Source organism: Serpentinicella sp. ANB-PHB4 (assembly GCF_031432315.1).
Taxonomy (GTDB): domain Bacteria; phylum Bacillota; class Clostridia; order Peptostreptococcales; family Natronincolaceae; genus Serpentinicella.
In genome coordinates this window covers 31,647-53,985 of record NZ_JAVKGO010000009.1, presented here as the reverse complement: position 1 = coordinate 53,985, position 22,339 = coordinate 31,647, and the positions used below count along the sequence as shown (strand labels likewise).

At 31.7% G+C, this 22,339-nt stretch carries 25 protein-coding genes and 1 pseudogene; 22 read left to right on the top strand and 4 right to left on the bottom strand.

Translation table 11 applies throughout. From position 1 onward, the window contains the following. Positions 1-142: 142 nt before the first annotated feature. Positions 143-514 (bottom strand): phage holin family protein, encoded by a 372-nt coding sequence (locus tag RH915_RS08415; RefSeq protein WP_310479283.1) that lies wholly within the window; start codon positions 512-514, stop codon positions 143-145. 219 nt (positions 515-733) lie between these two features. Between RH915_RS08415 and RH915_RS08410 the strand changes: the two genes are divergently transcribed. From RH915_RS08410 to RH915_RS08390, 5 genes are all read left to right on the top strand, one after another. Continuing rightward, positions 734-1,549, top strand: coding sequence for a divergent polysaccharide deacetylase family protein (locus RH915_RS08410; RefSeq protein WP_310479282.1), 816 nt, complete (start codon positions 734-736; stop codon positions 1,547-1,549). Positions 1,550-1,857: 308 nt separating this feature from the next. Continuing rightward, positions 1,858-3,138 (top strand): chloride channel protein, encoded by a 1,281-nt coding sequence (locus tag RH915_RS08405; RefSeq protein ID WP_310479281.1) that lies wholly within the window; start codon positions 1,858-1,860, stop codon positions 3,136-3,138. A gap of 116 nt (positions 3,139-3,254) precedes the next feature. Further along, on the top strand, positions 3,255-3,563 hold the full coding sequence (locus tag RH915_RS08400) for an ArsR/SmtB family transcription factor (protein ID WP_310479280.1): 309 nt from the start codon (positions 3,255-3,257) through the stop codon (positions 3,561-3,563). A gap of 2 nt (positions 3,564-3,565) precedes the next feature. Continuing rightward, positions 3,566-4,630, top strand: coding sequence for an ACR3 family arsenite efflux transporter (gene arsB / locus RH915_RS08395; protein WP_310479278.1), 1,065 nt, complete (start codon positions 3,566-3,568; stop codon positions 4,628-4,630). Positions 4,631-4,649: 19 nt separating this feature from the next. Beyond that, the gene (locus RH915_RS08390; RefSeq protein ID WP_310479277.1) at positions 4,650-5,060 is read left to right on the top strand and encodes an arsenate reductase ArsC; all 411 of its coding nucleotides are present in this window, start codon (positions 4,650-4,652) and stop codon (positions 5,058-5,060) included. A gap of 48 nt (positions 5,061-5,108) precedes the next feature. Here the strand turns inward: RH915_RS08390 and RH915_RS08385 are convergent, their stop codons facing one another. The 3 genes from RH915_RS08385 to RH915_RS08375 form a co-directional block, all read right to left on the bottom strand. Further along, positions 5,109-5,777, bottom strand: a complete 669-nt coding sequence (locus RH915_RS08385) for a SurA N-terminal domain-containing protein (RefSeq protein WP_310479276.1) — start codon at positions 5,775-5,777, stop codon at positions 5,109-5,111. Between the two features lie 163 nt (positions 5,778-5,940). Next, positions 5,941-6,123 carry a hypothetical protein gene (locus tag RH915_RS08380; protein ID WP_310479275.1) on the bottom strand — a complete coding sequence of 61 codons (183 nt, stop codon included), beginning with the start codon at positions 6,121-6,123 and terminating at the stop codon, positions 5,941-5,943. 110 nt (positions 6,124-6,233) lie between these two features. Beyond that, on the bottom strand, positions 6,234-6,422 hold the full coding sequence (locus tag RH915_RS08375) for a hypothetical protein (RefSeq protein ID WP_310479274.1): 189 nt from the start codon (positions 6,420-6,422) through the stop codon (positions 6,234-6,236). 293 nt (positions 6,423-6,715) lie between these two features. Between RH915_RS08375 and RH915_RS08370 the strand changes: the two genes are divergently transcribed. The 17 genes and pseudogenes from RH915_RS08370 to RH915_RS08300 all read left to right on the top strand — a co-directional run bounded on the left by RH915_RS08370 (position 6,716) and on the right by RH915_RS08300 (position 22,283). Then, positions 6,716-7,063, top strand: a complete 348-nt coding sequence (locus tag RH915_RS08370) for a hypothetical protein (RefSeq protein WP_310479273.1) — start codon at positions 6,716-6,718, stop codon at positions 7,061-7,063. 100 nt (positions 7,064-7,163) lie between these two features. Next, positions 7,164-7,706 carry a Holliday junction resolvase RecU gene (locus RH915_RS08365; RefSeq protein ID WP_310479272.1) on the top strand — a complete coding sequence of 181 codons (543 nt, stop codon included), beginning with the start codon at positions 7,164-7,166 and terminating at the stop codon, positions 7,704-7,706. A 127-nt stretch (positions 7,707-7,833) separates the two neighbouring features. Further along, positions 7,834-8,403: an RNA polymerase sigma factor gene (locus RH915_RS08360; RefSeq protein ID WP_310479271.1), complete on the top strand. Its 570-nt coding sequence runs from the start codon at positions 7,834-7,836 to the stop codon at positions 8,401-8,403. Positions 8,404-8,417: 14 nt separating this feature from the next. Beyond that, complete coding sequence (locus RH915_RS08355; RefSeq protein ID WP_310479270.1) at positions 8,418-9,608, top strand: DUF4349 domain-containing protein; 1,191 nt, start codon at positions 8,418-8,420, stop codon at positions 9,606-9,608. A 27-nt stretch (positions 9,609-9,635) separates the two neighbouring features. Further along, complete coding sequence (locus RH915_RS08350) at positions 9,636-9,923, top strand: putative quinol monooxygenase (RefSeq protein WP_310479269.1); 288 nt, start codon at positions 9,636-9,638, stop codon at positions 9,921-9,923. A gap of 356 nt (positions 9,924-10,279) precedes the next feature. Further along, entirely contained in the window at positions 10,280-12,268 is a 1,989-nt protein-coding gene (locus tag RH915_RS08345) for a methyl-accepting chemotaxis protein (RefSeq protein ID WP_310479268.1), read from the top strand. Positions 12,269-12,487: 219 nt separating this feature from the next. Then, positions 12,488-13,399: a quinolinate synthase NadA gene (nadA, locus tag RH915_RS08340; protein ID WP_310479267.1), complete on the top strand. Its 912-nt coding sequence runs from the start codon at positions 12,488-12,490 to the stop codon at positions 13,397-13,399. Positions 13,400-13,404: 5 nt separating this feature from the next. Beyond that, positions 13,405-14,982 carry an L-aspartate oxidase gene (gene nadB, locus RH915_RS08335; protein ID WP_310479266.1) on the top strand — a complete coding sequence of 526 codons (1,578 nt, stop codon included), beginning with the start codon at positions 13,405-13,407 and terminating at the stop codon, positions 14,980-14,982. Between the two features lie 39 nt (positions 14,983-15,021). After that, the gene (gene nadC / locus RH915_RS08330) at positions 15,022-15,858 is read left to right on the top strand and encodes a carboxylating nicotinate-nucleotide diphosphorylase (protein ID WP_310479265.1); all 837 of its coding nucleotides are present in this window, start codon (positions 15,022-15,024) and stop codon (positions 15,856-15,858) included. A gap of 386 nt (positions 15,859-16,244) precedes the next feature. Continuing rightward, entirely contained in the window at positions 16,245-16,367 is a 123-nt protein-coding gene (locus RH915_RS11525) for a helix-turn-helix domain-containing protein (RefSeq protein ID WP_442985503.1), read from the top strand. 150 nt (positions 16,368-16,517) lie between these two features. Then, the gene (locus RH915_RS08325) at positions 16,518-16,709 is read left to right on the top strand and encodes a hypothetical protein (protein WP_310479263.1); all 192 of its coding nucleotides are present in this window, start codon (positions 16,518-16,520) and stop codon (positions 16,707-16,709) included. A gap of 197 nt (positions 16,710-16,906) precedes the next feature. Next, a complete protein-coding gene (locus RH915_RS08320) occupies positions 16,907-18,214 on the top strand; it encodes a methyl-accepting chemotaxis protein (RefSeq protein WP_310479261.1) in 1,308 nt (435 codons plus the stop codon). A gap of 236 nt (positions 18,215-18,450) precedes the next feature. Beyond that, positions 18,451-19,107: a zinc ribbon domain-containing protein gene (locus RH915_RS08315; protein ID WP_310479260.1), complete on the top strand. Its 657-nt coding sequence runs from the start codon at positions 18,451-18,453 to the stop codon at positions 19,105-19,107. Between the two features lie 8 nt (positions 19,108-19,115). After that, positions 19,116-19,193, top strand: a pseudogene (locus RH915_RS11520) (zinc-ribbon domain-containing protein); the annotation flags it as partial. 18 nt (positions 19,194-19,211) lie between these two features. Then, complete coding sequence (locus tag RH915_RS08310; RefSeq protein ID WP_310479258.1) at positions 19,212-19,775, top strand: DUF4878 domain-containing protein; 564 nt, start codon at positions 19,212-19,214, stop codon at positions 19,773-19,775. A gap of 98 nt (positions 19,776-19,873) precedes the next feature. Continuing rightward, the gene (locus tag RH915_RS08305; RefSeq protein WP_310479257.1) at positions 19,874-21,304 is read left to right on the top strand and encodes a tetratricopeptide repeat protein; all 1,431 of its coding nucleotides are present in this window, start codon (positions 19,874-19,876) and stop codon (positions 21,302-21,304) included. A gap of 205 nt (positions 21,305-21,509) precedes the next feature. After that, positions 21,510-22,283, top strand: coding sequence for a L,D-transpeptidase family protein (locus RH915_RS08300; protein WP_310479256.1), 774 nt, complete (start codon positions 21,510-21,512; stop codon positions 22,281-22,283). Positions 22,284-22,339: the final 56 nt, after the last annotated feature.

The window sequence follows — 22,339 nt, the reverse complement described above, 5'->3', positions numbered from 1 at the left end:
ATGTGGATTGTTTTTGTGGATAATGTGCATAAATAACTATTCTTTTGTTAAAACAGTGTAAAGACGACTATTTTAGACATAAATATTAACCAAACAATCCACATATGCTGTGGAAATAAGTTTATAATATGTGGATTATATATTAAATTGTTTCTCCTGGTATAACCATATCAATTATACCAATTACAAGGGCACCAATAATTGCTCCCCAAATACTTACCTGCATAGCAGCAACTACAAATTGGCTTAAGTAAATTACGATTGCAGCAACAATAAATCCTGCTATTCCTCTACCAAAAGGCGATGCATCGAAGTTAAAAACACGTTCTATAATGTAGTTAACAATAGAAATAGCTAAAGCTGCTAATAGAACACCCCATAACCCATCAATTTGAAAACCAGGAGTAATAAATGCTGCAATACCAACTACAATAGCTGATATAATAAATCTTAAAATAAGCCTTCCCCAACTTGGAGCGTCTTGCGTTCTATTTGGATTTCTTTCTTCTGACATTACTAAATACCTCCTAATATGAATTAAAATAGTGTTGCACATATATCTTTTGTTTTTATTCATTAAATTATTCATTCTAAAAATTAAGTACTTTTTAAACAGGATTTTTTAGTCTAGAATTTATAAATTGTTTTTAATGATCAATGTGATGATCTAAGTGTAAGTACAGTAAATATTAAGCAAATCAAATTAATTATTTTCTAAAAAAGAGGTATGTAAATGAAAAAGTTAAAAAAAATAATTAAATCAAAAAAGAAGAACTTATTAATATTAGTATTGATATTAGCAATAATTCTTGGAATTAATTATCCTATTTGCAAATTGAAAGTAAGTGTTATCACATTTTATAATAATATTGGACCACAGGCTGCAATTGTAATAGATGATTTTGGAAACAATGGGGAAGGAACAGAAAAAATGTTAACGGAAATAAAAGCACCATTAACTTGTGCTATTATGCCATTTATGCCTTATTCTAAGGAGGAGGCAAAACTAGCTCACTCATTAGGGCATGAAGTTATTATCCATCTACCAATGCAGCCTCATACTGGTAATCCTAAATGGTTAGGAGAAAAAGGTATTACAACAGATTTAAGTACAGATGAGATAAAAAGTATTTTAAGAGAAGCAATTGAAGAAGTTCCTTTTGCTGTGGGATTAAATAATCATATGGGTTCAAAAGCAACTGAAGATCTACGAATAATGACTGCAATTATAGAGGTTTTAAAAGAACATAATATGTATATTGTTGATAGTAGAACTAGCTCAAAATCAGTAGTAGAAGAAGTAGCTAAAGCACATGGGGTGTCAGTACGGACAAGAGATGTATTTATTGATAATAATAAAGACTATAATAGTATAAAGAACCAGCTACAACAACTAAAAGATTTAGCTATGGAGAATGGTAAAGCCATAGGAATTGGGCATGTAGGGCCAGAAGGTGGAACAGTTACTGCCAAAGGCATAAAGGATATGATCCATGAATTTGAAAATAAAGGCGTTAAAATTGTGCCTGTATCAGAACTACTAGAATAAAATTAATGATAAGTAATAAAAACAGAATGTGCATAACATTCTGTTTTAAAATTTATTTTAAAGAAAAGGAAGGCATATTTAAGTTCTTTAAGTTTATTATGAAATTACCTACATTATCTCTTATAAATAACTAAGGCACTACGAATGCCTCATTATCTGGTTTACTGTATATTATAAATAGTATTACGCATAATCTTAGTAATAATTCAGAATTATTTTACTTTATATTTAAGATTGACCAACTTTATATTGTACGTTATTATACAGTTTGAGTAAAAATTACAAACCTAAAATTAGGAGTAAAGCTGATGAAAAATATTTTTGAGTACGTAGGTAAGTATATGATGAAGTGGATTCTTATTGCCACGCTAGTGGGAATAGGTGGTGGGTTGTCAGCTGTAGCATTGCAAAAATCTATTGAATTAACCAGTGAATTAAGTAAAAGTGTACCTTTGTGGATAGCACCTGCTATTGGAGGCGGGTTATTGTCCTTAATTTATATTAGAGATCGTTCAGCAGCTGGATTTGGTACTGATCGATATATTAGTACAATTAATTTAAAAAAAGATCAGTTAGAGTATAAATCTTCCTTTACTAAATTAATTAGTACAGCGATTACCTTAGGGTTTCGAGGTAGTGGTGGGGTCGAAGGGCCAATGTTGGTTATTGGTGGAGGGTTATCAAATGGTATTAGTAAATTGCCTGTTTTTAAAAATTTACTTGATAAACATGACAGAAGAACGTTAATTATATGCGGAGCTGCTGGTGCAATAGGTGCAATATTTAGATCTCCTTTAGGTGGTGGTATATTTGTCGTTGAGATACTATATCGATCATCATTGCATTATTCGGATTTATTTCCAGCCATGTTATCTTCAACAATGGGATTTGTTGTCTATAGTATGATTTCAAAATCCACACCTCTTTTTAACATACCTGATTATCTGCCAAATGTATATAATGTACCATTCTTTGTGTTGGCTGCTATTTTAGCTGGGATATTATCGCTAATTTTTATGGGTGTTTTTTCAAAAATACAAAATATTTTTAAGAAAGCACCGCTTAGACCAATACATCCACTAATCGGAGGATTATTAGTAGGAGTTATTCTGATTATAGTACCAAAGGTTAGTGGTACAGGGACAAGTATTATACAAGAAATGATAGACACAGTCTTACCTTTGAGTATGCTGTTGGCACTTTTTATAGGAAAGATAATTGCCACATCCTTGACAGTTGCATCTGGTGGAAGTGCCGGGTTAGTCATTCCATCATTATTTATAGGTGCAATTGCAGGAAATAGTGTTGCCACCATTATTGGGGTAGGAGACATCGGATTATCATCTTCTTTAGTAATTGCAGGCATGGCTGCTAGTCTTGCTAGTGTTGCAAATGTACCAGTAGCAGCAGCTGTAATGTTAGTAGAAATGGTAGGACTACGGTTAGGTGTACCAGCAACATTAGGAAGTATAATAGGCTATGCCATAGGACATAGTCAAGTAATTTATGGAGTAACCAATCCTGATCAGTGGCAGTTTGAAGAAATGAAAAAACTAAGAAAAAAAGATGTTAATAAAAGAAAGCACTAAATGAGAGGTTATACAATATTTAAATAAAATATAACAATACATTGACGATTGTCAATGTATTGTTATATAGTATACATAGACACATATAAATATATGAATGTAAATGAGGTGAATAAATGAAAGAATATGTAGAGATATTTAAAGCGTTAGCCGATGAAAATAGACTTAAGATATTACAAATTATTTCAGGCGCTGAGCATTGTGCCTGTGATATACAAGATCAGCTCAACTTGACACAACCGACAATATCCCATCATATGAAGGTTCTTCAACAAGTAGGGGTTGTTAACGTTAGAAAAAGTGGAAGATGGATGCATTATTCTATTAATAAAGAGAAATTAGCTTTAGTATGGCACTTTATAAATGATAATTTAGTAAATAATTTAAATAATAATATAGTAGTTAGTAAAAAGGAGTGTGAGTAAAAATGTCAGAAAAAAAACAAAAAGGTGCAGAATTAGGTATTTTCGGTAAGTACTTAACCCTTTGGGTGGCATTGTGTATAGTAATAGGAGTGGCAATTGGACAGTTTTTACCAATTGTACCCGATGTACTAAGTCAGTTTGAATATGCAAATGTTTCTATTCCCGTAGCTATCTTGATTTGGCTAATGATTTATCCTATGATGCTTAAAATTGATTTTTCAAGTATTGTAGAAGCTACAAAGAAACCAAAGGGACTTATTTTAACATGTACAGTAAACTGGTTAATCAAACCTTTTACGATGTATCTAATAGCGGCATTTTTCTTTAAAATTGTTTTTCAAAATATCATCCCCGCATCTTTAGCAGATGATTACTTAGCAGGGGCAGTATTATTAGGAGCAGCCCCATGTACGGCTATGGTATTTGTATGGAGTCACTTAACTAAAGGAGATCCAGCATATACTTTGGTACAGGTTGCGGTGAATAACCTAATATTATTAGTTGCCTTTACACCAATAGTTGCCCTATTATTAGGGGTTACTGATGTCTTCGTGCCCTATGACACATTATTCTTATCTGTATTTTTATTTATTGTTATACCATTAGTAGGGGGGTATTTATCAAGAACGTATATTATCAAGTATAAAGGCTTAGATTACTTTGAAAATGTATTTCTTAAGAAGTTTGATCATGTAACAATTGCTGGTTTATTATTGACCTTAATCATCATTTTTACATTCCAAGGAGAAGTTATATTAAGTAATCCGCTACACATTTTATTAATTGCAATACCATTAACTATTCAGACATTCTTTATTTTTGCCCTTGCGTATGGATGGTCTAAGGCTTGGAATTTACCCCATGATGTGGCATCACCAGCAAGTATGATAGGCGCGAGTAATTTTTTCGAGTTAGCCGTAGCTGTGGCTATTTCATTATTTGGTTTAGACTCTGGCGCAACATTGGCCACTGTAGTAGGAGTTTTAGTCGAAGTACCAGTCATGCTAGCTTTAGTTAGAATAGCAAATGGTACAAGACATTGGTTTAAAGATCCATCAACATTATAGGTACGGGAGGATAATTAAAATGAAACCAAAGGTTGGATTTATATGTGTGCATAACTCCTGTCGTTCCCAGATGGCAGAAGCTTTAGGGAAAGCACTAGCAAGTGATGTGTTTGAATCCTATTCTGCTGGAACAGAGTTAAGGCCTCAAATTAATCAAGATGCGGTAAGGATTGTTAAGGATCTATATGACATAGACATGAATAAAACACAAAAGTCAAAATTACTAAGTGATATTCCAGAGGTTGATATCGTTATAAAAATGGGTTGTAACGTAGTATGCCCTTTCTTACCATCAAAAAATGAAGAAGACTGGGGACTTGAAGATCCTTCTGGGGAAGAAGATGAAGCGTTTATTAAAACAGCAAGAATAATAGAAGAAAAAATAAAAGATTTATCTAAACGAATTCAGCGTGGTGAAATAAAGCTATAGTGCATAAAAAATGAGCGAAACTATGTATACATAATTTCGCTCATTTTTTTATATAAATTTTTCTATTTCGCTTTCTTCCATTAGATTTTCGATAATAGCTTCAAATTGGTCTTGTTGTTTAACTTGTATTTTATAGTGTTCAAGGTTAGCCTTTATTTCCTCAAAGCTTAATACTTCTTCATCAGCTTGTTCAGCTTGTAGTATATAAAGATCATAAGCCGCTTCTAATTCTTCATCAGTAACAGTGATATCTGATAGTTGTTTTTCCATAAATAATTCAATTCGAAGATTTTGAACAACAAATTCTTCCGTAATACCTTGCGTTTCTAAAATTTCTAAATATTCATCTTCCGATGGAAATTGGGATTTAATTTCGTTTAGACGTTCGTCTAATGCATCATCAGATACAACCTCTTTTGAAGCTTGTACCAGCACTTCTTCTTGTACTAGTTGATCAAGTGCCATTTCTTGTAGATACTCTAAAGCCTCTTGACCTTCTTCACTATCAAAGTCCATTCCTTCTGTTTCATATCTTAATTTCATACTTTCAAACGTATCTTGTAATAGATCAGCACCAATATTAACACCATTAACCTTTGCAACAACAGTGCCAGTATACTCACCTAAAAAATCATCACTTTCTTGGGGCGAACATCCAAGTAGAAGGATACCAATTAATGCTACAACCGTAAACAACATTTTCTTTTTAAAAAACATAAATAACCCCTTTCTTTACATATAAAATATATCGTTTAGAGTATATCGTAACATATATATATTAAAAGTTCAATGAAGCTAAGTTTTTAAAACTATGTAGATTTAATATAAAGTAAAAAGACTTGGTGTTATAAAAAACACCAAGTCTTTTAGCGTTAACCCTTTAGTAGCCCCATAATCCTCTGCCACCAAATAGAAGAACAAGTAGTAAGAAGAAGAATAACAAGCTATCGCTTGATCCTCTAAAAATACCACAGTTACAGAATATGATGACTAGTAACAAGAAGAAAAATAGTAAGCTGCTTTGACCACCAAAAATACCACCTAATACACTTTTTTGGCTCATAAACAATCCCCCTTATTTAAATTAAGACTATATCCTAGTCTTAATATACAGTATGTTATAAGGGGTTAAATGGTGTATGAAGAAGACCAGAGGAATTTATTATGAAAAAATTATATAAATAAGCCGCTACCAGTAAATAAAACTACAAGTAATAAGAAGAAGAACAATAGACTATCTCCAGAGCCTGCAAATAAGCTACAATTACAGAAAATAATTACAAGTAATAAGAAAAAGAACAATAAGCTACTTTGGCCACCAAACAAACCACCTAGAAAACTTTTTTGTGTAACATCGCTCATAAATGACACCTTCCTTTAAAATATAATTTAAGCTCATCAAAAATTAGCTATAATATATAATATTTTTTTAGAAAAAATGTGTGTATGTATAAAAAAATAAATATTTACTCTGTTTATAGCAATGGTTAACATGAGGTCTTTGTATTAGACTAAATTAAAGTTTGTTGATATTTATCAAATAAAAGTGGTGAATTAATCATCTAGATAACAAAGATTATAAAAATATTGTTTAATAAATACTCCTTTTATTAATAATAGTACTAATAAAAAATTTCCTTGAAAAGGAGAAAAATATGATTAGATATACTTTACTAATTATCTTTGTAATTGCTGCTATTATTTTTATAATCTACAAAACGAAAGAAAAAAGTCGATTTGAAATTTATGCATGGGAAGTGTATGAAGAGATAGGGCGAAAAATTTATGAAACTTTGCTAAAGAAAAATCCTGATGCTAGTATCAATGAAGCACAGGATATCTTAAGCAGTAACATTGATGAAGACTGGTATATAAATTTAAACTATGATCAAGTAGATAAAATATTTGAAATGATAAACAAATATTTACAAGAGACTGAAGAAGTAAAAGATACAGAGATAAGAGATATTGTTGAAAAGTTCAAATCTGAAAATAAGTTGTAAAAATACTACATCCTTTCATACCATATTGCAGATACAGGCAATATGGTATATTCTTTTATTAGATAAAAATAATATAATGAAACTAAAGGGGGCTGGCTAAATGACAGCTTGGCGAACATTAGGGCATAGAGGTGATGCACTAGAATTGCTATTGGAAACAACCCACGAATTTTATAAGCGCCAAGGACTAGGTCTAGTTGATAAGATTCATACGCCAATAAAAGTAACAGAGATAGATAAAGGCATAATTACTAAGGCCTTCTTTGATAAAAAATCAACAGTAGACTTTATGGGGTTGATTCAAGGAATTGGTGTTGCATTTGATGCAAAGGAAACCCAAAATAAAAGTATACCTTTAAAAAACATACATGATCATCAAATTGAGTTTATGAAGGCGTTTGAGGAACAAAAAGGATTAGCTTTTTTAATTGTGCATTATAAAAAAGTGGATAGTTTTTATCTCATACCAATTCATATTATTCTTGATATTATAACTAATGGGAAAAAGTCAATATCCTACACAGTACTTCCAGAGGAGTTTAAAATCCAGTATAAAAACAATGGATTATTAGATTATCTACCAACACTAAACACATACCTAGATTGGAAAAGAGATCAGCAAAAGCGTAAATGTACTGGATAAATTAGAATTTGTACTAAACATGGGAAAAAATTTATTGATCCTATGTTTTTTTGTTGTTTATTAAGAAGCGAGGAACAAAAAAGTTTGAATAACGTCTAAATTATATGAGGGTGGAGGTGAATGTTTTTTGGAAGAGAAAGAGCTAATAAAAAAGTCAAAATCAGGTGATATAAAAAGCTTTGAAGCTTTGGTTGGTATATATCAAAAAAAAGCTTTAAATATTGCATACCGCATGTTAGGAAATATTGAAGATGCTAATGATGTAACACAAGAAGCCCTTATAAAGGCATATAAAGCAATACCTAAATTTAAAGAAGAAAGTAGTTTTTCAACATGGCTTTATTCTATTGTAACGAACACAGGTGTTGATTATTTGAGAAAAAATAAGAATAAAAATGTAGTGTATTTAGATAAAAGGGATGAAAATCAGATGCAAAGAGAAGTTCCGGATAATACTAATACCCCAGAAAACGTATTAGAAAAAAAAGAAATAAAGCAGCATATTCACAGTGCAATTAACGAATTAGCATTAGATCATAGAACGGTTATAATTTTAAGGGATATAAAAGGCTTTAGCTATAAAGAAATCGCTACGATGTTAAAATGCTCTGAAGGAACAGTGAAATCACGAATTAGTCGTGGAAGGGCCCATTTAAAAACAATAATTAATCGAAAAGTAGTTTTTAAAACGAATTGAAGGGAGGGAAAACAATGACCTGCGAAAAAGTATTAGAACTTATATCTGATTATATGGATGGTATGCTGAGCAAAGAAGAAAAGAAGGTATTTGAAAAGCATGTTAATGAGTGCGATGAGTGTAGTATATATTTTCAAAACTATAAGTTAATGATTGATAGTCTTAATGAAATTGAGGAAGTAGATGTACCAGAAGGATTTAATGAACAATTACATGATAAGTTACTGAAAGAAAATACGAGAACAAAGAGAAGAACAACTAAAAAGTACTTTAGTGTAGCTGCAGCAGTTGTTATATTAATAGGGGCTATTTCAGCAATGGATCACTTAACTGTTAAAGAAGGATATGACTTAGGAATTGCTCAAGAGCAATCTGAAATAAGTGGCTTAGGCAGTGAACAGATAGGTCCAAGCATTGAGAATAATAACCTATTAGATAAAAATATAGAATCTCAATATGAAACTGAAACAAGAATTGAAGATACTGTAGATGAAGTCGTTGCTGGGAATATGAAAATTATCAAGCAAGGGAAGATAACATTAGAAGTAGATGCTTTTGACCTGGCATATGGAAATATTATAAGGAAAGTAGAAAACAGTAATGGATATGTGGAAAATTCAAATATTTACACAAGAGGCACTTACAACAATAGCAATGAAATGAATCAATTGAAAACTGGTGAAATAAAAATACGTATACCAGAAGATCAATTTTTAAATATTTTTAGGGAAGTTAAGGGACAAGGAGAAGTAGTAGAGGAAATTATAACAGGAGAAAATGCAACTCAAAAGTACCATGATACAGAAAATGAAATGCTTAATTTAACGCTACAAGAAGATCGATTAAGAGATATATTGGATCAGGCAGAAACCGTAGATGACATTTTAAAAATAGAAAAAGAGCTTACTCGTATAAGAGGAAAAATAAACGAATTGACACTTGAATTAAAGCACTATGATAAAGAAATAAGCTTCTCAACAATTCGGTTAATCCTCCAAGTGGTAGAATCAGATGAAGTACAGGTGTTATCAACACAATCCAGTACTATGTCTCGGGCAAAAGAGAACTTTTTAAACTCGATCAATAGTATAATTTCCTTTGGTGAAAGTTTATTATTAGGTTTTTTTACTATACTCCCCCTAGGGATTATAATGGGTATTATTGCAATCTTAGTATATATGGTGTATAAACGTAATAAAAAGTAGTCTATAAATTAAAAAGGAAGTGAAATAATGGTGAAGGTAATTGTCAAAATGACAATTCATGAAGGCATGGAAGAGGAATTAAAAACTATTTTAAGACCTTTAGTCGCAGAGACTAGAAAAGAACAAGGATGTATTTCCTATGAGCTTTTTCAGGATGTGAATAACAAACGGGAATTTTCTTTTATAGAAGAATGGGAAAGTGCTCAAGCGCTGCAACAGCATATGCAGTCTAAACATTTTAAAGAGGCAATGCCACAGTTAAACAAGTTGCAAGAAAAAGAAATGGAAGTTAGTGTTTGTACATTAGTAATATAAAAGATTTATAAAAAAAGAGGATGTTATTCCTCTTTTTTTTATATAGTAGGAAAGTTCTACTTTTTTACCAATTAAAAACAGGGGTATAGGCGAAAATCCCCTTCGTAGTAAGGAAGGTGCTCAGACAGCTTCGCTGTTGACGAATGAAACCTAGGGTTTTCTAGGGAAAGTGGTGAGAGCCACTTTTTTTATGGAATTCTATTTAGTACTAAAGGCCTAATTCAAAAAAGAATGTATATAACACAAACTTCGACAAAAAAATAAGCATATTTTGTGTAAAATAGTCTTATTCCATAGAAAGTTGTATTAATTTGCAATACAAAAATAAATATAAATATAAATAAGGAGGCTAAACCATGAAAAGTATTAAATGGAATCTAATTTTATGTTTTTCCATATTAATTTTAGTTGTATCCATGGTATATAGTTTAGTATCTATAAATACAACTCGAAATGCAGTTAGTAATGAAGTTGAAAAGTCTTTAGAGCAGTTAACTTTTGAAGGTGCTAGATTATCAGAAAGTCGTATAGAAACACAAATTAGAACTTTAGAAGTTTTAGCCAGAACAGAAGAAATTGAAGGGATGGATTGGGAACAACAACAACCAATATTACAAAGACAAGCAGAACGATCAAATTTTCTTGCACTTGGTATTGTTACTCCTGATGGTACAGCTTATTATAATAATGGCGATACTGCACAGCTAGGTGATAGAAACTACATACAACTGGCTTTTAATGGTGAAGCAAATGTGTCAGATCTAATAGTAAGTGCACTTACAAATGAAATTGTCATGATGTATGCCGTTCCTATAGAAAGAGACGGTAGTGTGGTAGGCGTGCTCATTGGAAGAAGAGATGGAGTTGCACTGAGCAATGTTACGGACGGCTTAGGTATAGGTGAACAAGGTTATGCCTATATGATCAATCATGAGGGTACAGTGGTAGCACATCCTAATAGAGACCATGTATTTAACCAATGGAATCCAATTGAAGATGTAAAAGACAATCCTTCAATTGAATCTGTAGCAAATCATGTTAGTAGAGTAATTGATGAAAAAAGAGGTATTAATGCTTATTCCTTTGGATCAGATAACTTATACTCAGCATACGCACCAATAGAAGGTAGCGAATGGATAATTGTCACTGTAGCAAATCAGGATGAGGTACTTTCTGCACTTCCTAGATTACAAAGAAATATTATAATAATAGCTTTAATTATTTTAGTTATAAGTATAACAATTTCCTATTTAATAGGAAATTCTATCTGTAATCCTATCATAAAAACAATTTCCTATGCAGATAAAATTGCCGCTTTGGATATTACAGAGAATGTGCCAAGCAAATTCACTAAAAGGAAAGATGAGGTTGGATTATTAGCTTTCTCTATACAAACTGTTATGGAGAATTTAAGAGAATTTTTAAGACAAGTTACAAATATTTCTCAACAGGTTGCTTCATCTTCTGAGGAATTAACAGCTACAAGTCACCAATCGTCTACGGCAGCAGATGAAGTTGCTAGAACGATTGAGGAGATAGCACTAAGTGCAAATGAACAAGCTAAAGACACTGAAGGTGGCGTGTCTAAAACAGTGGAATTAAGCTCAATTATAGAAGAAGATCTAGAAGATATGGCACAAATAACAAATGCAACGAACGAGTTGACAGAGCTTAAGGACGATGGCGTAGAAAATATTAAGTTATTAATTAATAAAACCAAAGATAGTGATAGAGCAATAAAAGCCATTTATCAATCTACTATTGATACAAATCAGAGCGCTGAAAAAATAAATGAAGCAAGTCGATTAATTGAAAGTATAGCAGAACAAACAAACTTATTAGCACTAAACGCAGCAATTGAAGCGGCCAGGGCCGGAGAAGCAGGCAAAGGATTTGCAGTAGTGGCAGAGGAAATAAGAACACTAGCAGAACAATCAACTCGTTCAGTAAAGGATATTGACAATATGTTAAAAGTGTTACAAAGAAATTCACAAAATTCTGTTAAAACAATGCAAGAGGTTTTAACAATTATAGAAGAGCAAGTAAGTAGTGTTGATGTAACAGAAAAGAAATTTGAGGGCATTTCTATGCAAATAGAAAATGTTAAAGATACTGTTAGTAAATCAGTTAGTTCAGTAGAGGCTATGGATAAAATGAAAAATGAATTGGCTAATGTTATGCAAAATTTAGCCGCAGTTGCGGAAGAAAATGCAGCAGGAACGCAGGAAGCTTCTGCATCTGTTGAAGAACAGACCGCATCAATGGGTGAAATCGCTAGTGCAAGTGAAGCGTTAGCACAATTAGCAGAAGACATGCAACAAAGCATTTCAAAGTTTAAGTATTAATATTAGAGGCTATATAAATTAAGTTTGAAGAATAGATTATACATTTATTAAGCCACTTCTTTGAAAAAATTTAGTTGTGAATTTGCTAAACTATAAAAAATCTCCATGTTTAATAGACATGGAGATTTTTGTCACTATTGTATGAGTAAATAAAATATGATATACTAACCCACAAAGTGACAAGACACATGTAAACACATTTTGAAAGGATAGTGTTTTATGAATAATAACAAAATTATTAATGAAATAAAAAAACTAAAAGAGAAGAAAAACGCAATTATACTTGCTCATAATTATCAGATTCCAGAAATACAACAAATCGCAGATATTGTAGGGGACTCATTAAAACTAAGTCAGGAAGCTGCTAAAGCAAAGGAAGAAATAATCATATTAAGTGGTGTTCATTTTATGGCAGAAAGTGCAAAAATATTGGCACCAGATAAAAAGATTTTATTACCAGTGAAGGATGCAGGCTGTCCTATGGCAGAAATGGTTGAGGTAGAACAGTTAAAGGCGTTCAAAAAGAATAATCCTAACATACCAATTGTCTGTTATGTCAATACATCTGCGGAAGTAAAGGCAGAGTGTGATATATGTTGTACTTCATCTAACGCTGTAAATATTATAAAAAATATACCATCAGATAAAATCTTATTTGTACCGGATCAAAATTTAGGACAATATATAGCAAAGCAAGTACCAGAAAAACAAATAATACTTTGGGAAGGTTATTGTATTGTTCATCATAGAGTTAAAGCAACCGAAACAAAGATGATAAGAGAGTGCTATCCTGAGGCAAAGTTTTTAATTCATCCTGAGTGTCAACCAGAAATACAAGACGAAGCAGACTTCATCGGGAGCACCTCACAAATTATTAATTATGCAAATAGTTCTCAAGCGGACACTTTCGTAATTGGAACAGAAATAGGTGTGCTTCATATGCTCCAAGAACAAAACCCAGATAAAAGGTTCTTTTCACTATCTCCGGGGCTAATATGTGCCAATATGAAAAAAACAACCCTTGAAGACATTAGAAATGCTTTAGTAAACGAGGAAAATGAAATAACCCTTAGCAAAGAATTGAGGGTAAAAGCCCATGATGCTTTAAAAAGAATGTTAGAACTGAGTTGAAAATGATGGATAAAATCTTAAATAAAATAAACTTTAATACAATAGAAAAGATATTTTGTGATGTAGTTATTTTAGGGTCAGGGATAGCCGGAATATACACTGCTCTTAATATTGGGGGTGATAAAAAGGTTAAAGTGTTAACTAAATCAAGAAAAGAAGAAAATAACACTTATTTAGCTCAAGGAGGGATAGCTGGTTCCTTTAACCCCAAAATACATTTCAGTGATACTTTGATGGCTGGATCAAAATATAATAATAAGTCAGCCTTAAAGGTGCTAGTAGAAGCGTCATTAGAAAATATCCAAAGTTTAATGGAGTTTGGTGTACCCTTCGACCGTGATGAAATAGGTGATTTAAAACTAACAAGAGAAGGTGGCCATACACATAGGTCGGTTCTTCATGTTAAAGATACAACGGGAAAGGCGATTTTACAAACCCTTTTAGAAGTAACTACTAAAAGACAAAATATAGAGGTGCAAGAAGAAGTTTTTGCTTTAGAATTACTAGTAGATAACAAAGAACTAAAAGGTGTATTAGCTATTGATAGAGAGGATCAGTTTAAAATATATTACTGCAATGCGCTTGTCATGGCTACTGGGGGTATAGGTCATATTTTTGGTAACACAACAAATTGTGACGGATCAAAGGCTGATGGTATAGCTATGGCACACAGAGCTGGAGCCAAGTTAAAGGATATGGAATTTATTCAGTTTCATCCCACTGCGCTATACAGCAAAGACCGGCATCAAAAATTTCTAATTTCGGAAGCTTTAAGAGGAGAAGGTGCTATTTTAAAAAATATTCATGGTGTCCCCTTTATGAAGAAGTACAGTCCAATGTTAGAGTTAGCCCCTAGAGATGTTGTTGCAAGAAGTATATATAATGAAATGACAGAGACAAATTGTCCATATGTATATTTAGATATAACCCACAAGGATTCAGATTATATAAAAAGTAGATTTCCTATGATTTTTGAAACCTGTATGAAAATAGGTTTAGATATAACGAAAGAAATGATGCCAGTTGCACCAGCGGAACACTATATTATGGGAGGTATAAGGACAAATATTAACGGGGAGACAACCATTAAAAGATTATATGCTTGTGGCGAATGTGCTTGTACCGGAGTTCATGGTGCCAATAGATTAGCTAGTAATTCTCTTTTAGAAGGCATTGTATTTGGCAAAAGAGTTGCCCAGTCAGTTAATAAAAATGCTCAAATAAGTCCTCAGAATGAGTATATTCCCGAGCATATTTCAATGCACTCAAATATAGAAAATACAACAACTACGGCAATAAAAACAAACTACTTTTTAATTCAAAAAAGAATGAAATCTATAATGAATCAAAACTTATCAGTTATCAGAACAGAAAAAGCATTAGCAAAAGCTTTGACTGAAATTGTTGAACTAAAAAAAGAAGTGATACCCTTAAATCTAGACACGATAAAAGAATATGTGGAAACATTAAACATGTTGACTGTTGCTGAAACAATTATAATTGGCGCTATCAAAAGGAAAGAGAGTTTAGGAGCCCACTATAGAATAGCATCTCATTTAAATAATTCAACAGCTTCGGCATAGCAGTGCAATTCAATTTAAAAATAGAAAAGGGGCAAGGCTATGTATAATCCTTTAGTAACAGAAGATATTATCAAACTTACTTTAAAAGAAGATATTAATTTTCAAGATATAACAACAGATACATTAATTGATCCAAAAGACCAATCATGTGCAAAAATCATTGCTAAAGAGGTAGGGGTTTTTGCAGGTGGTTTCATATTAGAACAAGTATATTCAATAATAGATAATAGTATAGAAGTTGAAATTCATAAAAATGATGGAGAACGAATTGATAAAGGAGACAAGGTAGCAACGATAAAAGGATGCACTAAAAACATATTAAAAGGTGAACGTACAGCACTGAACTTTATGCAACGTATGTCTGGTATAGCAACCAAATCTGGAGAGTATGCAGTCTTAGTTAAAGATTTACCGGTCAAAATTGTAGATACAAGAAAAACAGCGCCCACTTTAAGAGTTTTTGATAAATATGCAGTTAAGGTAGGTGGATGTTTCAATCATAGATTTAACCTGTCCGACGGAGTTTTAATAAAAGACAATCATATTGCAGCGGTTGGTTCTATAAAAGAAGCGATTCATCGTAGTAGAAAGGCATTATCTCATACCGTAAAAATAGAAGTTGAAGTACAGAATCTACAGCAATTTGAGGAAGCAATAGAGGCTAAGGTAGATATTATTATGCTGGATAATATGTCCGTAGATATGATGAAACAAGCTGTAAAGATAAACAAAGGTAGAGCTATTTTGGAGGCTTCAGGAAATATCAGCTTAAATAATGTTAGAGAAGTAGCAAGTACAGGGGTAGATATTATATCAGTAGGCGAGTTAACACACAGTGTTAAAGCTTTAGACTTGAGTATGTTGATAGACAAATAAAGAGAATGCGTAAAGAAATAACCTTTCGGGGTTATTTTTTTTAGGATATATATTAATAATTGGCTGATTTTATTTAGTTTGTGGTAAATTAAAAAATGAAGGGTCCGTAAAATTATAAGAAGGAACGTTTACAAAAAACAATAGATTAATACAAAAAATTACAAAGCAATACAATTAAATATCTAATTCTACAAATGAGAGGATTAATTTAATTAAATCATGTATAATGTGATTAAGTAAAAGTTGCATTAAAACACAACTTTTATTAAAGCATTATTTATGTCGGAAGAAATTATAAATGACATTAGGAAAGTATATAAAAATGACAAGAAAAGGAACTTGACGCAAAGAGAACTAGCACATAAAATCGGGGTGAGTATCCTTATATAAGTAACATAGAGAAGGACATAGAAATTCCTAGTAACGAAGTATTACAAAAGCTAGCAAAATTACTAGGAATAGAAGAGGTGGAGATATTTTTAAAAGTTAATAATCGCCACCTTACATAAAACATTACCTACTACAAAATACAGCTTTGTTAGAAGTATTTAAGGCTGTTGAGCATGATAATATGCTAAAGTTCTTATTTGAACATTTACAGGAGATTATACAAGAAAAAGAAAAGCTTATTGGTATTTTTTTAATAAAATGCATATTAGATGTTATTAATTGATCCTGACACTTCTGAAAGAATAAATGCAAATGATTCTACAATTCATTTTTATAAATACTCTTTGAAGCAGTTTAAGAATATGAGAATAATTGATATTAATACACTACCAAAAGAACAAGTATTTACAGAAGTAAATAATGCCAAATATAGAAGAGAAGTTATTTTGAATTTAGCATAAATTAGCCTCAAACAATATTATAGATGTTAAAGTAAGAAGTGTGCCTGTTATTATTGGGACCAAGTTATACTTAAATTCATTTATAAATTAACAAAAAACTATGTTACATAAAATTTACAAGTACTAGATGGTTTGAATAGATATTTCATAGATAAGAAGAAAGTTAAATTAATCTATTTATTAAGGGGCGATTTAAAATGAAAAGCAGAAGTGTCAAAAGGATTAAAAGTTTAAGAAAGATTGGATTGGGAATTCAATTTAAGTTAACAGTCTTTATTATTATTGCATTTGCAGCTATCAATACGGGCAATGCGACTATTCTTCATTACGCTGGACAATTCATGGATAACCCAGTACTTGTAAACATATTCTCAACAATTATTTCTATTCTCTTGGCTGGATGTGTTGCTTACATCATGATAAAAATATTTATCAAAAAACCCCTAAATGATTTAACAGAATTAGGACAGAAGATAGGAAATAATAATTTAACTGAAAAAATACAAAATAAAAGAAAAGACGAATTTGGTCAACTATCAGATATTTTTAATCATACAGTTGATAATTTAAGAATTTTAATTGGACAAATCCAAGATGCTACTCAAACTATTACTTCTACTTCACAACAGATTGTCGAGAACTCTACAGAATTAGATCTTTCGAGCGAAGCGATATCAAAAAACACTCAGGAGCTTGCAAATGGAGCTAATGAACAAAGCCAAGGGGTCGCAGATATAGGGCGCGCTATTGAAGATTTAGTTGAAAGCATTCAAGTTATTGATGAAAAATTAAAATTATTAGATAAATCAACAGATGTTGTTATGGAAAAAGCTGAATTAGGTAATTCAGCAGTAAATGAAAATATCACTACCATGAAAGAAATTGCGGATTATACTCGAGATTTAAATAATAATATACAAACACTACAATCAGATTCTCACAAAATAACTCAGATACTTGAGTTGATTAATAGCATTGCAGAGCAAACGAATTTATTAGCACTTAATGCTGCTATTGAGTCAGCTCGAGCAGGAGAAGCTGGAAAAGGGTTTGCTGTAGTTGCACAAGAAATACGAAAATTGGCTGAAAATTCTCAAGAGGCAACTAAAGATATTACAGAATTAATAGATAATACCAATGTAAATATGAAAAAAGCAGTTATGTTTATGAATGAAGCGGACAAGCAGGTAGAAAAGGGAATAAGTATGTCTTATAGAACGAAAGATGCTTTTTCTAATATTATTAAAGGAAATGAACAAAGTAATGTTCAGGTAAAAGAGCTTAATCATTTATCAAGTGAGTTATCTAGTATCAGTCAAGAAATAAGTGCTAACATACAGCAAATTTCTGCTGTTGTCGAAGAATCAGCAGCGGTTACTGAAGAAGTAGCAAGTAGTACAGAACAGCAGAGGAGTGGATTTAAGGAAATGAGAAGTTTAATCCAAGAATTATCTGCTGTAGGCAAGGGACTAACTGGGTTAGTTGCACAGTTTAAAACACAATAAAAATATAAAAAATAATCCTTGAATTTAAACAGGGATTATTTTTTATGTTTATACTTAAGAGATATCAATTCTAATAAAAGAATCACTTACATAGTTTAGGTTGAGGACTTATGAAAGTTTGCAATTAAAATATAGTGAAAATTTAAAAGGTAATTGGCGAATTATGTAGAATATTATGTAGAATATAGTAAAAGAACTATATTTCTATTACAAAAAACGATAAGGAGAGGATAAGTGTGCAACAAAATCCATTGAAAGAAATGTTTAATCAATCAAAAGAGGAGTTTATAAAAACCGGTGTTGGTGTTATATTACTATTTTTGGCAAAGATAATTATTGAAAGCTTGCCAATGATTCAGAATATTACTAGCCCTTTATCAGTTGAAATAGCAGATATAATAACAGCTGTAATACTAGTAATGACTGCAATTATCATTTATAACTTAGGTAAAAATATTTCTGATAAAGTTGGTTTAAGTAACATTAATATTCACGGAAAATTAATTAAAGGGATTAGCATGTTTATATCAGCGTTAATTTTATATTATGCGTTTGAAGATATTCTACCTGTATATTTGGCAAAAGCGAATATAGAATGGATTTATTCATATGGATTTTTAGCTTTATTCCTATGGATTATAGGTACAATTCTTTTTAGAGTATATAACGAATTTGATCAGCTGTTACTTGTGTTTAAAACAGTAAATATACCATCAACTAATCAGACTAAAAAAAATAAAGATAATGATTTGTCAGAAGAAAAAGGTATAAAGTGCAACAAGTGTCAAACCATGAATGCAGAAGATGATCAATTTTGTATAAATTGTGGAGAGAAGTTAAATACATCAGCATCTGAAGAAGTAGCAGATCAAGAACAGCCACAGAACAAGTAGAAAATAAATGTAGTAAATGTGGCACAGAGGTAGAAGAAGATAGTGAGTTCTGCTCAAGCTGTGGAACAAAGGTTGTTAAAATATAAAACAAAGGAGCTAATGCAATGTTTTGTTCACAATGCGGAAACCAATTAAAACCAAGTGCAAGTTTTTGTACAAAGTGTGGAAATCAAATAAAAGCAAAGAAAACCACTAAAACGAGTATAGGCAATATTAATTTAAATAAAAAAGTGGTTATGGGAATTGTGGCTGCCCTAATACTGTCTCTTGTACTGATCGTTGTATCGGGAAACAGAAACACCCCTGAAAGTGCAGTAAACAACCTTTTTAGAGCAATTGAAAGAGGTAATGCAAGCCAGGTTATGAACCTGATGGCACCATCTGAACTAGAAGCAAGACTAGAATGGTTTGGATCAAGGAAAGAGTTTGAAAATATGCTCTCTGAAGAACTGGGTTATCTCTCAGAAGAATTGGAAGAAGAACTTGGCAGAGGTTGGTCAAGTAATATAGAAATAGAAACCATTAGCGAGAGTGAAGAAAGGGCAACCGTTGAATTAACATTTACAAATCGTGATGGGCATACAGGATCAAATCAGTTTCATGTAAGAAAAGTGGATGGGAAATGGATCGCTGACCTAGAAAGTATATTTTGGGGATTCGGATGGTAAATATAATGCAGATAAGATAAAGAGATATATTAAGACTTAGACTATAACAAGTGGTCTAGGTCTTAATTTCTTAAATTTCTTAGGAGTGAGAATAGCTAATGACATGTAAGCAGTGTAACCAGTTACTAAAAGAGGATGATAAGTTTTGTAAAAAGTGTGGAACAAAAGTTACTAGAGAAGTTGATAACAATGAAAATGCAATCGGAGAAAATAATATTACAAAAGCTAGTGTAAATCGTGATGATAACAACACTAAAATATTTAAGACAAATAACAAGAAAAAAGTAGCAATTATCTCAAGTATTACGGCAGTTGTAATTGTTACAGCAATGTTTTTCTCGATTCGGTATTATAGAAATGATAAATACTATGCTGGGTTAATAGAAGAAGCAAGTACGTTTATGACTAATGCTCAGTATCAAGAGGCAATAGATTTATATAAAAATTACTTAGACTATAAAGAAGATCCAGAGGTAGTAGAAAAGTTAAGTCAAGCGAAAGAGCTAGAAGCTGAGCGTGTAGCATCAGAGCAATATACTTTTAATATAACTGAGGCAAACCAGCTAGTGGAGAGCGGACAATACATAGATGCGATTAGGTTATATGAACAAGCACTTGATTATAAATACGATGATAGCATCAATAACAAAATAATAGAAGCACAAATGTTACAGGAAATAAGTGAAACGTATAATATAATTATAAGGTATATGCAAAAGGGAAATTTTGAGGAAGCAATTTCATTAATTAATCAAATTGTAACGATCACTAAAGGTAATGATATAAGTAATAACTTTAAAAATGTTTTAGATGAGAATTTTATTAATCAATCTTTAGAGTTAGTAGACAATTATTTAGAGGTAGAGGATTATAGTGGTGTGCTAAATGTTCTTGAAGTTATACTAACTGTAGACCCTTATGAAAGTAGAGCAGTCGATTTAATTAGTGAACTTGACCTTATGTCATTAGAATTAGGTGAGCAAATGTCATTAGATCAAGAAGCTCAGCGTGAAATTAATATTTTTCTTAGTAATTTTACAGAAGTATTCTTTCCCGATTATATTGAGACACCTTTAACAGAGAACTTAATTAATTTTGCAGTAAGACATCAGCATATTAACAATTCAAATGCTATAAAATCTAGTAGTGAAAGCGATGGTAGTTTACATAAAGATCGAGTGGCATGGAGTGTAGATAGATTTTTTGGTTTAAATGTTTCCCATCAAAGAACTGATCAGTATGATTTTGATGGTACATATTATAAAGTATTATTTGCAAATGGAGAACCACTTCCGATGGCTGTTGTTCAAGAAATGTATGACAATGGCGATAATACATATACAGTTTATTTTAATGAAGTTTTTTCACACGATTTGTTGGATTATAGAGTGACACCAGCAGACTTAGAAAAAGCTTTAGAACAAAATCCTGAACGAATTTGGATGGGTGACGCTAAAAAAGCTGTAGTAACTAGACATTACTTTAATGGTGAGAACGCTTATAAGCTATTAGCGTATACAACTCTATAAAGAACTAAAAAGCAGCTTCTAACCTTAGTTAGGCGCTGCTTTTTTAAAAAAATTAAAAATATGCTAGGAGACTTATTAGAATACCAAGAGGAAGTGGTAGAGGAAGATGTTGAACATTAAATTATAAATTCTAATCAACCCGCTTTCTACATACACTTAATATGATAGAGATAAGTGAAAAACCTTATTCCTGGGGGTTTTATGTATGATTGTAGGGGCAAAAACTAAAGTTATCTTGGTAATGTGTATAGTATTTATATGTACTTTTTTAGTATTACAAAAAACCACTCAGCTCACCCTAAGCAGACATTTTAACTTTGAAAGCAATCGGTTCGGAGAGTATTACTACGAATACAAAGAATGGGAAAATCAGATGATTACTGAAAATCCTGAATATGAAGATGTAAAAATAATTGTAGATATAGCTGTAAACAAGTTATATTTATTAAATGGTAATGAACTTCTTAAATCTTATCCAGTAGCGTCGGGAAAACTGAAGACCCCATCACCAATAGGCTCCTGGAAGATAGTGAGCAAATCAAAATGGGGTGGGGGTTTTGGTACACGGTGGATGGGTTTAAATGTACCCTGGGGCAAATTTGGTATACATGGTACAAATAGACCAACCTCAATTGGTCAAAACGCTTCTGCTGGGTGCATACGTATGAATAATAATGATGTTGAAGACTTGTATAAATACGTTAAACACGGTACACCTGTAGCAATTATTCATGGTTTTCAAGGACCCTTTGGTTATGGTTTAAGAGAAATAAAACCAGGGGATATTGGTGCGGATGTAATGGAGATTCAAAGAAGATTAAAAGCCTGGGGTTACTACGAACTTGATCATTTAGATGGTAAATATGGTCCTCATATGGAGCAGGCTTTATATAAGTTTCAAAGTGACAATGAAATTCCCCAAAATCCACGTATTGATTGGCAGACCTATCAAGCCCTCGGGGTTATAATTATGGATTAAAAATAATTATTTATTTAAGAATAATTAACTGGGTATATATAATAAAAGTTTATATT

Excerpts from the sequence above, each read along its gene's own strand:
- RH915_RS08415 (WP_310479283.1), bottom strand. The coding sequence starts at position 514 with ATGTCAGAAGAAAGAAATCCAAATAGAACGCAAGACGCTCCAAGTTGG.
- RH915_RS08410 (WP_310479282.1), top strand. The coding sequence starts at position 734 with ATGAAAAAGTTAAAAAAAATAATTAAATCAAAAAAGAAGAACTTATTA.
- RH915_RS08405 (WP_310479281.1), top strand. The coding sequence starts at position 1,858 with ATGAAAAATATTTTTGAGTACGTAGGTAAGTATATGATGAAGTGGATT.
- RH915_RS08400 (WP_310479280.1), top strand. The coding sequence starts at position 3,255 with ATGAAAGAATATGTAGAGATATTTAAAGCGTTAGCCGATGAAAATAGA.
- arsB (WP_310479278.1), top strand. The coding sequence starts at position 3,566 with ATGTCAGAAAAAAAACAAAAAGGTGCAGAATTAGGTATTTTCGGTAAG.
- RH915_RS08390 (WP_310479277.1), top strand. The coding sequence starts at position 4,650 with ATGAAACCAAAGGTTGGATTTATATGTGTGCATAACTCCTGTCGTTCC.
- RH915_RS08385 (WP_310479276.1), bottom strand. The coding sequence starts at position 5,777 with ATGTTTTTTAAAAAGAAAATGTTGTTTACGGTTGTAGCATTAATTGGT.
- RH915_RS08380 (WP_310479275.1), bottom strand. The coding sequence starts at position 6,123 with ATGAGCCAAAAAAGTGTATTAGGTGGTATTTTTGGTGGTCAAAGCAGC.
- RH915_RS08375 (WP_310479274.1), bottom strand. The coding sequence starts at position 6,422 with ATGAGCGATGTTACACAAAAAAGTTTTCTAGGTGGTTTGTTTGGTGGC.
- RH915_RS08370 (WP_310479273.1), top strand. The coding sequence starts at position 6,716 with ATGATTAGATATACTTTACTAATTATCTTTGTAATTGCTGCTATTATT.
- RH915_RS08365 (WP_310479272.1), top strand. The coding sequence starts at position 7,164 with ATGACAGCTTGGCGAACATTAGGGCATAGAGGTGATGCACTAGAATTG.
- RH915_RS08355 (WP_310479270.1), top strand. The coding sequence starts at position 8,418 with ATGACCTGCGAAAAAGTATTAGAACTTATATCTGATTATATGGATGGT.
- RH915_RS08350 (WP_310479269.1), top strand. The coding sequence starts at position 9,636 with ATGGTGAAGGTAATTGTCAAAATGACAATTCATGAAGGCATGGAAGAG.
- RH915_RS08345 (WP_310479268.1), top strand. The coding sequence starts at position 10,280 with ATGAAAAGTATTAAATGGAATCTAATTTTATGTTTTTCCATATTAATT.
- nadA (WP_310479267.1), top strand. The coding sequence starts at position 12,488 with ATGAATAATAACAAAATTATTAATGAAATAAAAAAACTAAAAGAGAAG.
- nadB (WP_310479266.1), top strand. The coding sequence starts at position 13,405 with ATGGATAAAATCTTAAATAAAATAAACTTTAATACAATAGAAAAGATA.
- nadC (WP_310479265.1), top strand. The coding sequence starts at position 15,022 with ATGTATAATCCTTTAGTAACAGAAGATATTATCAAACTTACTTTAAAA.
- RH915_RS08325 (WP_310479263.1), top strand. The coding sequence starts at position 16,518 with ATGTTATTAATTGATCCTGACACTTCTGAAAGAATAAATGCAAATGAT.
- RH915_RS08320 (WP_310479261.1), top strand. The coding sequence starts at position 16,907 with ATGAAAAGCAGAAGTGTCAAAAGGATTAAAAGTTTAAGAAAGATTGGA.
- RH915_RS08310 (WP_310479258.1), top strand. The coding sequence starts at position 19,212 with ATGTTTTGTTCACAATGCGGAAACCAATTAAAACCAAGTGCAAGTTTT.
- RH915_RS08305 (WP_310479257.1), top strand. The coding sequence starts at position 19,874 with ATGACATGTAAGCAGTGTAACCAGTTACTAAAAGAGGATGATAAGTTT.
- RH915_RS08300 (WP_310479256.1), top strand. The coding sequence starts at position 21,510 with ATGATTGTAGGGGCAAAAACTAAAGTTATCTTGGTAATGTGTATAGTA.